Origin of the sequence: Streptomyces sp. NBC_01474 (assembly GCF_035918215.1) — a bacterium.
In the GTDB taxonomy this organism is placed as follows: domain Bacteria; phylum Actinomycetota; class Actinomycetes; order Streptomycetales; family Streptomycetaceae; genus Streptomyces; species Streptomyces aureus.
The window spans coordinates 845,767-859,085 of the sequence record NZ_CP109449.1 but is presented as its reverse complement, the minus strand read 5'-3'; the positions used below and the strand labels follow the sequence as shown (position 1 = coordinate 859,085).

The window sequence follows — 13,319 nt, the reverse complement described above, 5'->3', positions numbered from 1 at the left end:
GAGGTCTGGCCGCCACCCCCTGACGACGCTCAGGCCGGTTGCCTCCGAGTCGGCTTCCAGCCCGGCCGCGGGACCGCCGCGCGCAATGCCTGGGTGTACTCCTCCTGGGGGTCGCGCAGCAGGTCGCGGGTGTCTCCGCGCTCGACGATCCGACCGCCGGACATCACGACGGCGAAGTCGCTGATCTGGTGGACCACGGCGAGGTCGTGCGAGATGAACACGTAACTGATGCCACTGCGTTCGCGGATGTCGGCGAGCAGATTGAGGATCTGCGCCTGGATGGACACGTCGAGCGCCGCCACCGCCTCGTCCAGTACGAGCACCTCCGGCTCGACGGCGATGGCGCGGGCGATGGCGACGCGCTGCCGCTGCCCGCCGGAGAGCTGGCGGGGGAGCATGGCCGCATGCCGCTCGGCCAGTCCGACCGCTTCGAGCAACTCCAGGGCCCGCCTGCGCCGTTCGGCGGGAGTCAGCGGGAAATGAAGGGCGAGGCTGGTCTCCACGACGTCGCCGATCCGCTGGAGCTTGTCGAGCGACGAGTAGGGGTCCTGGAACACGATCTGGATCTCCCGGGCGCGCCTGCGGCGTTCGGCCGATGACACCCGCCCGCCGCGACGCGGCCGGCCGCACACGCTGATCGATCCGCCGGAGGGGGTCTCCAGCCCGACCAGCATCCGCGCGACCGTCGTCTTGCCGGAGCCGGACTCGCCGACCACTGCCAGCGACTGGCCGCGCGAGAGCGTGAAGGAGACGTCGTCGACGGCGACCGCCTGCCCGAACTCCTTGCGCAGACCAGCCGCCTCGATCACGAAGTCGCTCATGACTCTCCCTGCAAGGTGAGTTCGCCGGCCCGCGTGCACGCCACGCGCGCCCCCTCCAGTTCCACCACGGCCGGGTGCCCGTCCGCGCAGTACGGCCGCGCATGCGCACAGCGCGGGGCGAACGCGCAGCCGTCCTCCGCCTCGAAGGCGGCAAGCGGCCTGCCGGGGATGACCGGCAGCCGGTGGACGACCTGATCGATGCTCGGCCGCGAGAGCATCAGCCCGGAGGTGTACGGGTGCCGGGGCGTGGCCGTCAGCGCGCCGGCGGCCTGGGTCTCCACGATCCGGCCCGCGTACATGACGGCGAGCCGGTCGCAGGTGGCCGCCGCCAGCTCCAGGTCATGGGTGATCAGCAGCATGGCCATGCCGCGCTCCCGCCGCAGCTCGTCGAGGATGGCCATGACCTCGGACTGCGTGGTGACGTCCAGGGCCGTGGTCGGCTCGTCCGCCAGCACCAGATCGGGCTCGACGGCAAGGACCGACGCGATCATGACGCGTTGCAGAAGCCCGCCGGACAGCTCGTGCGGGTACTGGCGCATCCGGCGCTCGCCGTCTGCGATGCCGACGTCCGACAGGAGCCGCACCGCCCGCGCCTTCGCCTCCGGGGCGGGCACGCCCAGGTTGGCGATCATGGCTTCCGTGAGGAAGTCGCCGATGCTGCGTACCGGATTGATGTGGGCACGCGGATCCTGGAAGACCATCGCGATGCGTCGGGCCCGCAGACCGCGCAGCGCCCGCCGCTCCATGCCGGTCACCCGGATCCCGTCGAAGACGATGTCACCGGTGACGCGCGCTCCCGGCGGTGTCAGCCCGAGGATCGTCCGCGCCGTCATGGACTTGCCCGAGCCGGACTCGCCGACCAGGCCCACGGCTTCGCCCCGGCCGATCGACAGGTCGACCTCCTCGACGAGGGGACGCCAGTCCCGGCCGGCCGGGACGGCGAGTCCAAGCCCTCGCAGATCGAGCAGATTGCCCCCGGACAGGCCCTTCTCCGCCCGACTCTCCTCCGGCTGATCCCTCTCGCGCTTCAGGAGATTCACCGCTGGTCACCTTCCTTGCCGAGGCGGTCGCCGAGCACGATCACCGCGGCGACCACCAGCACGATCAACAGGCCCGCACCCAGCGCCTCCAGCGGCTGTCCGCGCGTCGCGCTGTCCAGTCCGCTCTTGACCATGAGCCCCCAGTCGGCGGTCGGCGGCTGCACGCCGAGCCCCAGGAAGGAGATCGCCGCGAGGTCGATGACCGCGAAGCCCAGGGCGGACACCGACTGGGCGACGATGATCGGCCGCAGATTGGGCAGCAGGTGGCGTATGCAGATGGCGAACGCGGACCGGCCCTGGACCCAGGCCGCCGCCACATAGGGCATGTTGCGCTCCCGCAGCGCCGCACCGCGCACCACCCGCGCCACGTACGGGGTGTAGGCGACGGCGAGGCCGAGGACGACGCCGGTGACGCCGGGGCCGAGTACGGCCACGGTGATCAGGGCGAAAACGATGCCCGGGACCGCGAACAGCACGTCCAGCAGGCGCGAGACGACCGCGTCCACCTTGCCGCCCGCCCACGCCGCGGTGACCGCCAGCGCGGTGCCGACGACGGTCGACAGGCAGATGATGAGGACCGGCCCGCTCAACGTCGTACGGGCGCCCCACATCAGCCGTGAGAGCACGTCCCGGCCGAGGGCGTCACCGCCCAGGGGGTGCGCGGCCGATGAACCGGCCAGCGAGTTGAACAGGTCCGGCTGGTCGGGGTCATAGGGAGCAAGGACCGGAGCCAGCAGCGTGACCGTCAGCACCACGGCGATCAGTGCCGCCGCGGCGACGCCGGGCACGCCGAGCGCACGCACCGCACGGGACGGGCTGAACCTGCCGAGTGTCCCGCGCACGCGGGTGGCCACGGCGGTCATCGGGACATCCGCGGGTCGAGGGCTTTGTAGCACAGGTCCACCACGAGGTTGATGAGGACGAAGGCGGCGACGAGAACGAGGACGACGGCCTGAACGACCGCGAAGTCTCGTTGCAGGATCGCCCGTACGAACAGGGAGCCGAGGCCGTCGAGGGCGAACACGTTCTCCACGACGACCGAGCCGGCGATGAGACCGGCCACGGTCAGACCGGTGACGGTGATCACCGGGATCGACGCATTGCGCAGCACGTGCCGGCGGATGACGAGTGCTTCGGCGATGCCACGGCTGCGGGCGGTCTCCACATGCTCGCGCCCCAGTTCCTCGCGGACCGAGGCGCGGGTGATGCGGGCGAGGAAGGCGGCGCTGCCGAGGCTGAGGGTGATCGCCGGCAGCGTCAGGTGATACAGCCGGCCGAACAGGCCTTCCCCCGGCCCGAACACCGGGAACCAGCCCAGGCCCAGAGCGAACACGATCACGAGGAGCACACCGATCACGAACGTCGGAGTGGCGAGGAACGCCGAGCAGACCGCGCTGATGACGGCGTCCACCCGGCCCCGACGCAGCCCGGCCAGCACACCGCCCGCCACACCGACCACGACGATCAGGACGGTGGAGTAGCCGACCAGGAACGCGGTGGTCGCCGCGCGGGCGGCCATCAGACCCGAGACGTGCTGCCGGTACACCAGGGAGCTGCCGAAGTCGCCGCGCACGGCGTCACCGAGCCACGCCGCGTAGCGGACCAGGAAGGGGTCGTCGAGCCGGTACTGGGCCCGGATGGCGGCGATCTGCTCGGGCGTGCCGCTGCGGTTGCCGAGCAGGAACGCCATCGGTCCGCCGGGTACGAGGTAGAGCAGTCCGTAGACGAGGAACGAGGCGACGACCAGGACCACGGCCAGCGCGATCGACTTCCGTAGCAGGTAGGTGGTCATCTGGCCCCCAGCCCTGCGGCCCACGGGTAGTACAGGTAGGGGAAGGACGGCACGGCGCCGGTGACCCGCTTGTTCATGTAGAGGATCACGGGCAGGTTGTTGAGCGGCATCCACACGACGTCGCGGGTCACCTTCTCCTGGATCCCGGTGACGAGCGAGGCCCGTGCTGCCGGATCGCCCTCGGCCCGCGCCTTGGCGATGGCGCCGTCAACTGCCTTGTAGTCGCTGAAGTTCGTCCGCCCGCCGTTGCGGAACACGGTGTAGATGTCCAGCGGGTCGGGCACGTTGCCGTACCAGGTGCTGAGGAAGGCGTCGATGCCCTTGCGTGCCTTGGGGTCGCTGTAGAGGTTGCCGTACTGCTCGACCGGGACGACCCTGATCTCGATGTCGAGGCCGAGCGCTTCGCCGGTGGCCTTCAGTAGGTTGGCGGTCTGCTCGTGCACGGCCGAACTGCCCTGGACTCCGATCACTATGGGCTTCGTGGGTGAGCCCGCCTGGACGAGCAGCTCCTTGGCCTTCGCGAGATCGGTGGTCTCGGGCGGCAGCGCCTCGTAGGCCTTCTGGTACGTCTTGCGCTCGTAGCCCCAGTAGTCGCTGCCCGTCAGCGCTCGCTGGGGGGAGGCCGTGCCCTGGAAGACGACCTTGGAGATCGCCGCGCGGTCCAGCGCGAGCGACAGGGCCTGGCGCACCCTCGGGTCGGCGTAGGGGCCGGACTTCGCCGAGCCGAGCAGCGCCCAGAAGGTGAGGGAACGGCCCAGGGTCACCGATCCGGTGGTGGATTTCTGGAGCTGACCGAGACCCGCGGGCGGCAGATAGAAGTACTGCCCGTCGACCTCGCCGGAGCGCAGGGCGTTGACGGCGGTCGTCTCGTCGGCGATGAACCGCAGGACCAGGGACTCGGACTTGGCCTTGAGCGCCTTGTCCCAGTAGTGGTCGTAGCGGGTGAGCGTCATCGAGTCGCCCGACTTCCAGCCATGGAACTTGAACGGCCCGGTGCACATCACGCCGCTGGACGGCGAGCCGAGCGCCTTACCGGCCTTGTCGAGGAACTTCTTCTGCACGACGGCGCCTGCGCCGGTGGCCATCGCCTGGTTGAACAGGGCGTCGGGCTGCTTGAGTGTGACCGTGACCTGCATGGATCCGGTGGCGCGGACCGACTTGACGGTGTTGAAGTAGTCGCCCCACCAGGTGCCGAGCTTCGGGTCGAGGTGCCGGCGCAGGCTCGCCGCGACGTCGTCGGCGGTCAGCGGATCGCCGTTCCAGAACGTCACGCCCTTGCGGATCGTGTACACCCAGGTGGTGGGGGTCGGGTTGGCGGCCTTGACGGCCAGGCCCGGCTTGATCTTGAAGTCCGGGGTCAGCCGCAGGAGGCTCTCGCACATGTTGGCGAGGGCGGTGTTCTCCGCGTAGTTGAACGAGCGGATCGGGTCCAGGGTCTGCGGCTCGTAGGGGAGGTTCCACGTCACCTTGCCGAGCCCCTTGGCGGCGGCGGGGGTGGTGGTCTTGAGGTCGAGCTTCGCCGGGGCGGCGCCCTGCTGCGGTTGTCGAGCCCCGGAGGTGCAGGCGGCGAGCGTCAGGACGAGCCCGATCACGGGGAGAGCGCGGCGCATCATCGGGAGGCCCTCTCGACGAGTCGGTCGCCCGCGGCGCGCAGGTGCCCGCTCTCGACCAGTTGTCCGTCGCGGGCGATCACACGGCCCGCGCGGACGACGAGGGACGGGACGGGCCGGTCCACGACGACCTGCGCCACCGAGTCGCCGGGAAGCAGGACGAAGTCGGCTGGGTCACCGACGCGCAGCTCCGTGCGCTCCAGGCCCAGGAGCGCGGCGCCCCCGTGGGCCACGACGGCATAGCACGCGGCGAGTTCGGCGTCCGTGCGGGCGTCGGTGCGGTACGCGAGGAGATGGGCCCGCGTGATCATGTCGCCGTCGCCGAACGGGGTCCACGGGTCGCGTACGCCGTCGGAGCCCGCCGCGACCAGCACTCCGAGCTCGCCCAGCGGACCGAAGGGGACGACGGGGTCGGCTCCCAGGGCGCAGGTCGTCAGGGACACGCCCGCCTCGGCGAGGATCTCGCCGACCCGCGTCAGCTCGTCGCCGCCGAGGCCGGCGACGCAGAAGGCGTGGCTGACCGTGACGCGTCCCTGCATGCCGAGCGTCACCGTACGGCGGGCGATCTCGGTGACCTGTTCGATACCGGACGGACCGCCGTCGTGCAGGTGGATGTCCAGCGGGACGGCCACCCTCTCGGCCAGGCCGAACAGGACGTCCAACTGCCCGTGCATGTCCCCGTCCACGCCCACCGGATCCAGTCCGCCGAGCACGTCGGCGCCCTCGGACAGGGCCTTCTCGAGAAGCTCGGCCGTTCCCGGCTCGGTGAGCAGGCCGAGCTGGGGGAAGGCCACCACCTGCACATCGAGCAGATCGGCGCGCGAGGCCGCGGCGGCACGGACGCCGTGCACATTGGACAGGCCGTGGACGGGCGCGACGTCGACATGCGCACGCATCGCGCGGGTGCCACGGGTGATGGCACGGTCCATGAGCGCACCGGCGCGGTGCTCGACCGGCGCCGGCATGTCGGCTCGCGCGGCCACATCGCCGTCGATCAGGTCCCGCAGGCTCGACGCGGGGGTACGGCTGAGCCAGGTCTGGCCCCAGGTGGTCTTGTCGGGATGGATATGCGCGTCGACCGGCGAGGGTAGGGCCAAGGCGCCGCCGCCGTCGACGACTTCGTACTCTTCAGGCAGCGCGGGAGGGGTGATGGCGGCGATACGCCCGTCGGCGACCAGAACGTCGCGGGGCTGCCCGCCGTCCAGACGTATTGCTGTGAACAAGATGTGCGTCATGACGGCATTACTCCTTCGTTGGAGACGAACCGACCGATAGAGTTATCAGGTCATCAGATGACTAGAGAAGGGGTTGGGATGAAAAACGTGGAACGGGCTCCGTCGCTCGTCGACACCGTGATCGCCGCGCTGCGACAGGAGATCGCGACGGGCACCTGGCAGCTCGGCGACAAGATCCCGTCCGAGAGCCGGCTCGCCGAGACGCTGGGCGTCAGCCGCCTGTCAGTGCGTGAGGCCGTGCGCGTCCTGGTGCACTCGGGCCTGCTGATGACCCGTCAGGGCAACGGGACCTTCGTGACGGCCACCGACGAGGCCGAGGTCGCGCTGCGCCGCCAGCTCGACCGCGCCGCCGCCCAGGACATCATCGACGTACGCCGCGGCCTGGACATCGTCGCCGCCCGGCTCGCCGCGACGAGGCGTACGGCGGACGATCTCCAGCAGATGCAGAAGGCCCTGGACAACCGGGCCGACGCGAGCCGGAACGCCGACGTGGACGCCTTCGCGGATGCCGACGTCGACTTCCACCTGCGCATCGCCGAGGCCTCCCACAACCCCGTGCTGCAGAACCTCTACCGGGGCATGAGCGACGCCCTGCGCGACAGCGTCAAGGCCGACCAGTGCATGAAGCACACCCTCAGCGGCAACGACACGTCGCACGAGGACCTGCACCGGGCCGTCGAGGACGGGGACGCAGGCGCCGCGGCGGCCATCGCGGTCGCCATCCTCGACCAGCAGGAGACCGGCTCCGATGCCCCGGCCGGCTGACCGTCGCCCGGACTCCCGTCCTCTGCCTTCCGCCGAGGGTGGGGTACGGCCCAATGACCTGCGACGCGGTGCGAGAATAGTGGTCATGGCAGGGGATGACACTTTTGAACCCGAGTCGGAGCGGGTCACGCGCACGCTGCGCGATCAGATTCTCGACGGTGTGCGGGCGCCGGGAAGCAAGCTCGTGGAGCGGGAACTGGCGGCCGAGCTGGGGGTGAGCCGCCTGCCCGTCCGTGACGCCCTCAAGGACCTGGTGAACGAGGGTCTTGTCACCCCGCGCCCGCGGAGCTGGGCGGTGGTCCGTGAGTTCACCGCCTCCGACGTCGAGGACCTCGACGAGGTCAAGGCCGCCCTGGAGATGCTGGCGTTCCGTCTCGCCGCCCAGCGGCGCACCCGCGCGGGACTCGCGCGGCTGCGGGCGGACCTGGACGCCGAGCTGAGGGCGGCGGCCAAGGGCGATGCCGTACCCGCGCGCCGGGCCGCCGCCGACTTCCACGAGACGGTGACAGCGCTCGCCGACAACGAGCTCCTGAACGAGCTCGGCCGCACCCTGAGCAGCCGCATGCGCTGGCTGCTCGGCCAGCACGACGACATCTCCGGCGTGGCCAAGGAGCACGAGGAGCTGTACGAGGCGATCGAGGCCCGGGACGTGCCGCGCGTCGAGGAGCTGGCTCTCAAGCACCTGGCGACCGGCCGCAGCGAGGCCGCCGCGCACCGCAGGCGCACCCCGGAGCAGTAGCCGCACACCCGCGTCCGCCATCACTCGCCCCGGCTTCGTGCGGGCATCCCCTCCAGTACGGCGTAGGCGACCAGGGCGACGAGCAGGCCGGTGACGGCGTCGGAGAACTGCGGCGCGTACCAGTGCACGAGCCCCCCGGCGGCCGCTCCGGCCGCCCACGCGGCGAACGCCGTGGGACGCACCGCCGCCTCGGCCCGCCCGTCGAGCCGGCGGCGCAGCAGCACCTGGTCGGCGATCAGTACGCCGCCGAGCGGTGGGACGAACACGCTGAGGACGACCAGCCAGTCGAGGAAGTGGTCCCACACACCGGCGAGGGCGGCGACCGTGCCGACGGCCCCCAGGACGATCGTCATCACGCGCATCCTCGTACGGGTCAGATGCGACCAGCTGAGCGCGCCGTTGTAGAGGCAGTGGCTGCAGACGGAGCCGAGGTTGACGAAGACGAACACCGCGGCCAGTACGTCGAGGGCGACGCCGTGACCGCCGGTGAGGATCGGGAGGAAGTTGCCGCCGACCGTGCCCGCCGAGGCCACGGCGCCGGCCGCGACGACGATGCCTCCGGTGATCTGGGCGACGAGACTCGCCACGGGGAAGGCGGTGGCCGTCGCGATCACGGCCTGCCTGCCGTTCTTGGACCAGCGGGTGAAGTCGGCCGTCATCGTTCCGGAGTCCGCGAACGTCGCCATGATGAGGGAGACGGCGGCGCCGAAGGTGAGGGCGCTGTTCCCGCCGACGCCCTTGTAGTCGAGGACGGTCGCGAGGTCGTGGTACCTGGAGACGATCACCAGGGCTATCAGGCCGACGAGGATGAACAGCGGGGCGGCGACCGCGCCCAGCCAGGACAGGGCGCGGATGCCGAGGAACGTGATCGCGACGAAGGCCACCCCTGCGACGGCGGCGACGAGTTGTTCGTGCCAGCCGAACGCCTGGTGCAGGGTGGCCCCCGTCGCGCCGGTGTTGAAGGCGAACCACCCGACGACGACGGTCGCGAGGAAACCGGACGCGACGACGTAGCCGACCCTCCCGAACGTCTTGGTCGCCTGGAGCGAGAAGCTCTCGCCCGTGCTGCCCGCCCGGTGACTGAGCAGACCGACGTAGACCAGCATCACGAGGTTCGCGGCGACGATCGCGGCCAGACCGCGCCAGAAGCCCATGAGCGCGACGACGATGCCGCCGGGCACGGCGTTGGTCAGGATCATCGGGAACCCGAACCACACGGCCGACACGGTGAGAAGGGACTTGCGGCTCTCCGTCGGAACGGGCGTGTGCTCGTACTCCGGGTCCAGCTCGAGGCCCGCGTGGGCCGTTTCCGCCAGGGCGGGATCGCGTCTGTTCATGGTGGGTCTCCGTGGATTGGCCGGCACGCCGTCAGGCGACCGTGCGGGCGAGAGCTCTGGCGGCCTGCTCGAAGACTGCGGCGGGCGGGTACGTGATGCCGGCGCCGATCATCCCGATGCCCGCTTCCTTGTGGGCGATCGCGGTGTTGATGACCGGCAGGATCCCGGTGGCCAGGACCTTGCGGACGTCGATACCGGTGGGGACGCCCTCGAAACCCAGGGCGGGGATGGTGACGTTCGGGTTCTGGGTCGTCGTGATCTCGCCCATGTCCCGGGTGAAGGCGACGGCCTCCTGCACGGTTCCGCCGACGAGCGCGACGATGGCGGGTGCGGTCGCCATGGCGAACCCGCCGAAGCCGTACGTCTCACTGATCGCGCTGTCACCGATGTCCAGACCGGCGTCCTCGGGCTTGAACCCGGCGAACATCGGCCCGATGACCGGCTGGGCCGGGCCCGTGAGCCACCGGTTGCCGGGCAGGCCGCTGACGCGGAGGCCGAACTCGACGCCGTTACGGGCCATCGTCGTCACGATCGTCGAACCCTCGATGCCATGAGCGGCGTCCATGGCGGCCTTGGCCATGGCGAGCCACGTGGGTCCGGAGAAGTAGTCCGAGCTTGCGATGAAGTCGAAGACCTCCTTCTTCTGCTCGGTGGTGAAGCTCGTCTGCAGCAGGGCGGGAGTGAGTGCCTGAGTGAGGAGCAGGGTGCCCGCGATGTTGCGGTTGTGGCACTCGTCGCCCATGTGCAGCGCCTGGGACAGCAGGAGTCGCAGGTCGACGGGGCCGCCGATCTCCATGGCCTCCTTGAGCATGGGGCCGAGGACGTCCCGCATCCAGACGAGGCGCTCGATGACGCTCTCGTCGTTCGCCCCCATGCGAAGGATCTTCGCCATCTGCTCGGAGAGGTTGGTGAAGGCGGTGTTGCCATGGGTCTCGTTGCGGACGATGTGCATGTACATCGACGCGGACGTGACACCGGCCATCGAACCGACGCAGTCGTGTTCGTGGCAGGGAGAGAAGGTGATCTCGCCGGATGCCGCGAGCCGTTCGGCGTCGTCGAGGTCACGCGCCAGGCCCTCGAACACGAGGGCGCCGGTGACGGCCCCCTTCATGGCTCCCGCCATGCGGTCCCAGGTGATCGGCGGTCCGGCGTGCAGGATCGTCGTCGGGGTCATCCCGGGCACCACGTCGATGGCCCTGCCGAAGCCGACCAGCATCGGCCGTGCGCCGACGATGCGGTCGACGGCTTCGGCATTGGCCGCATCGGTCCGCGCGGCGACGCGCGGGTCCTCCAGCGCGTCGAGAGCCGCGAGAACCTCGGGGCTGCCGCCGCCGGGCGGAGTCCAGTCGAGGGTCGTGACCCGCGCTCCCTGGGCGGTGAGGTCCCGGTCGAACATGGCCAGTCCGACGTTGACGACGCTGAGGTCGCTGGTGAAGAGGCTGGTGGCCTGAGTGCTCATGCGCGGTGTGCCTTCCGGGCGGTCTCACGGGCGAAGTGGCCCGTCTCGGTGCTGCTGCGGGTGACGGTGACTCCGGCGGCCTCCAGGGCCGCGACCTGCTCGGCGAGGGCCGGGGTGTCGAGGTCGGTGCCCAGGACGTAGCCCACGATCTCCAGGTGCCGGCCCGCGTCGGACGCGATCTTCCTGGCCTGCGCGATGGCGGGGAGCGTGACCCCCACCGGGTCCTCGTGGGCGCCGAACCCGAGGACGAAGTCCATGAGGATCACGGCTACTTGGGGGTCCTCGGCCTCCTGGACGAGGCGCGCCAGGCGCAGCGACGGGTCGATCATCGGGTGCGGGCGGCCGTTGGTGAAGTCGTCGTCGCCGAAGTCGAGGAAGGTGTGCCCGACGCTGGGGCTGCCGGCCGTCAGACGCCGCCCGGGGTCCTTCTGGATGTTGCTCCACACGTTGTCGCTGACTTCGAGCAGCGCGTACATCGACTCGTCGCACAGGGTTCCGCCGCAGAACAGGCCGCGCACGTACCGCTGTTCAGGTGCGAGCCGGGCGCAGACCTCGTCCACCTGCTTGGCGGCCAGTTCGTCGACGGCCGCGTGGGCGTCGACCCCCAGGCGCACGGCCTGGAGCGCCGCGTCCTGGGTGCTCGCGGCGAAGTGTCCGCCGGCCGCGGTCACGGCCTCCTCGGATCCGCCGACGAAGTAGACGACCACGGGCTTGCCCGCGCCCGCGATCTCGGCCAGCACCTTGTCCTGCACCGCGGGAGCGGGCGGCTTGGACACGAGGACGATCACACTGGTCCCGGGATCGTCGGCCAGCGCCCGGATCCCGTCGGTCATCATGATGCCGCCGACCTGCTCACTGAGATCGCGGCCGCCCGTGCCGATGAGCTGCGAGATGCCCGCACCCAGTGCGTGGATCCGGACACTGACCTCCTGCGCGCCGGTGCCGGACGCCGCGACGACACCGACGGTGCCGGGCCGCACGGCGTTGCCGAAGCACAGCGCGACATTGTTGATGATCGCGGTGCCGCAGTCGGGCCCCATCATGAACAGGCCCTTGCTGTGAGCCAGTTGCTTGAGGCGGACCTCCTCCTCGATGGGGACATTGTCACTGAAGACCATCACGTGCAGGCCGTTCTCCAGCGCCTTGCGGGCCTCCCGGCCCGCGTACGCGCCGTTGACCGCGACGATCGCGAGGTTCGCCTCCGGGATGGCGCGCGCGGCGCCGTCGACCGTCCGGTACGTGACGGTGTCCGCACCACCGCTCCCGCTGGGCGCCTTCTGTACGAGGAGCTCCTCGACCTCCGCCAGGAGCGCTGCCTGGTCGGCTTCCTCGCCGGCCTCCACGACGATCATGAGATCCCCGGTGCCCGCGGCGTCGAGATCCGCCGTGAGGAGGCCGAGGTTGCTCAGCACGCCCTTGTTCATCTCGGTGCCCATGGCGACGAACGCCTGCTCCACGCCGGGCAGTTGGTTCGCCCGGGTCGAGATGGACATCAGGGACACCGAGTCGAAGTAGGTGTTCTTCTTGACGACTGCTGTGATGCTCACAGCGAACCTCGCAGTTCTTTCTCCAGGCGAAGCCCGGTCACGAGACCGGACAAGATGTCGGTGCCGGACGTATGGCCGATGGCCAGCACGTGCCGGGCCGGGGTGCGGATGGATTCGGCTGCCCGCGCCTCGCTCCACCCGGAGGGGTGGGCCAGAGCGTGCAGGACGTCGAGCAGTGAGGCGCGGGCTCGTCCCGCCAGGGCCTCGTCGAGCGTGGTGACGCTCAACCGCGTGGTGCGGCCGGGGTGTTCGAGCAGGACGTCCTGAAGCGCCCGTCCGAACGCGCCGAGCCCGCTGCCGTGGAGCGAGGACAGCAGGGCCAGGGCGGTCAGGAAGTCGTCGCCCGCGGGCGTCAGTCCCGGGCCGAGTCCGAGAAGTGACAGGACGCCGCGGCGCATGCCCGCGTCGTTCGCGGACTTGACCGCGTCTACGAGGGCGTCGCGCCCGTCTGCGAGTGCCCGGGTGACGGCTGCCTCCATCGACGATGCGGTGGGAGTCGGGCCGAGCATGCCGCCGCGCGAGCCGTGCGCCTGTATGAGCCGGTCGAGCGCCGTGGCGGCGGCCGCGAGGTCGCCCGGGCCGACCGCCGCGAGCGACGGCAGGATGGGATGCCATTCATCTGCGCCCTCCGTATGCACCCGCAGGTGTGCGTCCGCCGTGCGGATGGTGATGACACCCGGCGCGAACTCCACGGCCCGACCCGCCGAGATGCCCCTCTCCGACCAGCTGTGCGCATCGGTGACCAAGGTCCGGGGAGCGTCACCCCCGCCGCGGGCGGAGAGGGCGATGAGCCTCTCATCAGGCATGAATACGTTGACAGTCCGCGGGAAGACGCTTTCGACGATGCCGTGCCCGCGGAGCGCGCGCAGGTACGCGATCAGTGCGGCGTCGCCGGATGTGGCACGCAGCCCGGTGGCTGTACACAGAGAAGTCACTGCACCCTCCTCGCCCTCACCGTGCCCGTCGGGCGTGAT

General features: G+C 70.5%; 12 protein-coding genes. 2 read left to right on the top strand and 10 right to left on the bottom strand.

Features of this window, described 5'->3' with window-relative positions:
* Window positions 1-29: 29 nt before the first annotated feature.
* The 6 genes from OG758_RS04160 to OG758_RS04135 are packed head-to-tail and all read right to left on the bottom strand — an operon-like array spanning window position 30 to window position 6,498.
* A complete protein-coding gene (locus OG758_RS04160; protein ID WP_326708666.1) occupies window positions 30-821 on the bottom strand; it encodes an ABC transporter ATP-binding protein in 792 nt (263 codons plus the stop codon).
* Window positions 818-1,861: an ABC transporter ATP-binding protein gene (locus OG758_RS04155; RefSeq protein WP_326708665.1), complete on the bottom strand. Its 1,044-nt coding sequence runs from the start codon at window positions 1,859-1,861 to the stop codon at window positions 818-820. Before OG758_RS04155 ends, OG758_RS04160 begins: the two co-directional genes overlap by 4 nt.
* Window positions 1,858-2,724, bottom strand: coding sequence for an ABC transporter permease (locus tag OG758_RS04150; RefSeq protein ID WP_326708664.1), 867 nt, complete (start codon window positions 2,722-2,724; stop codon window positions 1,858-1,860). Before OG758_RS04150 ends, OG758_RS04155 begins: the two co-directional genes overlap by 4 nt.
* On the bottom strand, window positions 2,721-3,653 hold the full coding sequence (locus OG758_RS04145) for an ABC transporter permease (protein WP_326708663.1): 933 nt from the start codon (window positions 3,651-3,653) through the stop codon (window positions 2,721-2,723). The genes OG758_RS04150 and OG758_RS04145 overlap by 4 nt, the downstream gene beginning before the upstream one ends.
* Complete coding sequence (locus tag OG758_RS04140; RefSeq protein WP_326708662.1) at window positions 3,650-5,266, bottom strand: ABC transporter substrate-binding protein; 1,617 nt, start codon at window positions 5,264-5,266, stop codon at window positions 3,650-3,652. Before OG758_RS04140 ends, OG758_RS04145 begins: the two co-directional genes overlap by 4 nt.
* A complete protein-coding gene (locus tag OG758_RS04135) occupies window positions 5,263-6,498 on the bottom strand; it encodes an amidohydrolase family protein (protein WP_326708661.1) in 1,236 nt (411 codons plus the stop codon). Before OG758_RS04135 ends, OG758_RS04140 begins: the two co-directional genes overlap by 4 nt.
* Before the next feature lie 78 nt (window positions 6,499-6,576).
* On the opposite strand from OG758_RS04135, the gene OG758_RS04130 reads away from it, so the two are divergent.
* Window positions 6,577-7,263, top strand: a complete 687-nt coding sequence (locus OG758_RS04130; protein ID WP_326708660.1) for a FadR/GntR family transcriptional regulator — start codon at window positions 6,577-6,579, stop codon at window positions 7,261-7,263.
* An 85-nt stretch (window positions 7,264-7,348) separates the two neighbouring features.
* Window positions 7,349-8,002, top strand: coding sequence for a GntR family transcriptional regulator (locus OG758_RS04125; protein ID WP_116504812.1), 654 nt, complete (start codon window positions 7,349-7,351; stop codon window positions 8,000-8,002).
* 20 nt (window positions 8,003-8,022) lie between these two features.
* Here the strand turns inward: OG758_RS04125 and OG758_RS04120 are convergent, their stop codons facing one another.
* From OG758_RS04120 to OG758_RS04105, 4 genes are read right to left on the bottom strand one after another with little or no spacing between them, the layout of a single operon-like run.
* The gene (locus OG758_RS04120; RefSeq protein ID WP_326708659.1) at window positions 8,023-9,339 is read right to left on the bottom strand and encodes a cytosine permease; all 1,317 of its coding nucleotides are present in this window, start codon (window positions 9,337-9,339) and stop codon (window positions 8,023-8,025) included.
* A 31-nt stretch (window positions 9,340-9,370) separates the two neighbouring features.
* Window positions 9,371-10,798 (bottom strand): DUF1116 domain-containing protein, encoded by a 1,428-nt coding sequence (locus OG758_RS04115; protein ID WP_326708658.1) that lies wholly within the window; start codon window positions 10,796-10,798, stop codon window positions 9,371-9,373.
* Entirely contained in the window at window positions 10,795-12,345 is a 1,551-nt protein-coding gene (gene fdrA, locus OG758_RS04110; RefSeq protein ID WP_326708657.1) for an acyl-CoA synthetase FdrA, read from the bottom strand. Before fdrA ends, OG758_RS04115 begins: the two co-directional genes overlap by 4 nt.
* Complete coding sequence (locus OG758_RS04105) at window positions 12,342-13,280, bottom strand: oxamate carbamoyltransferase subunit AllH family protein (RefSeq protein ID WP_326708656.1); 939 nt, start codon at window positions 13,278-13,280, stop codon at window positions 12,342-12,344. Before OG758_RS04105 ends, fdrA begins: the two co-directional genes overlap by 4 nt.
* Between the last annotated feature and the right edge of the window lie 39 nt (window positions 13,281-13,319).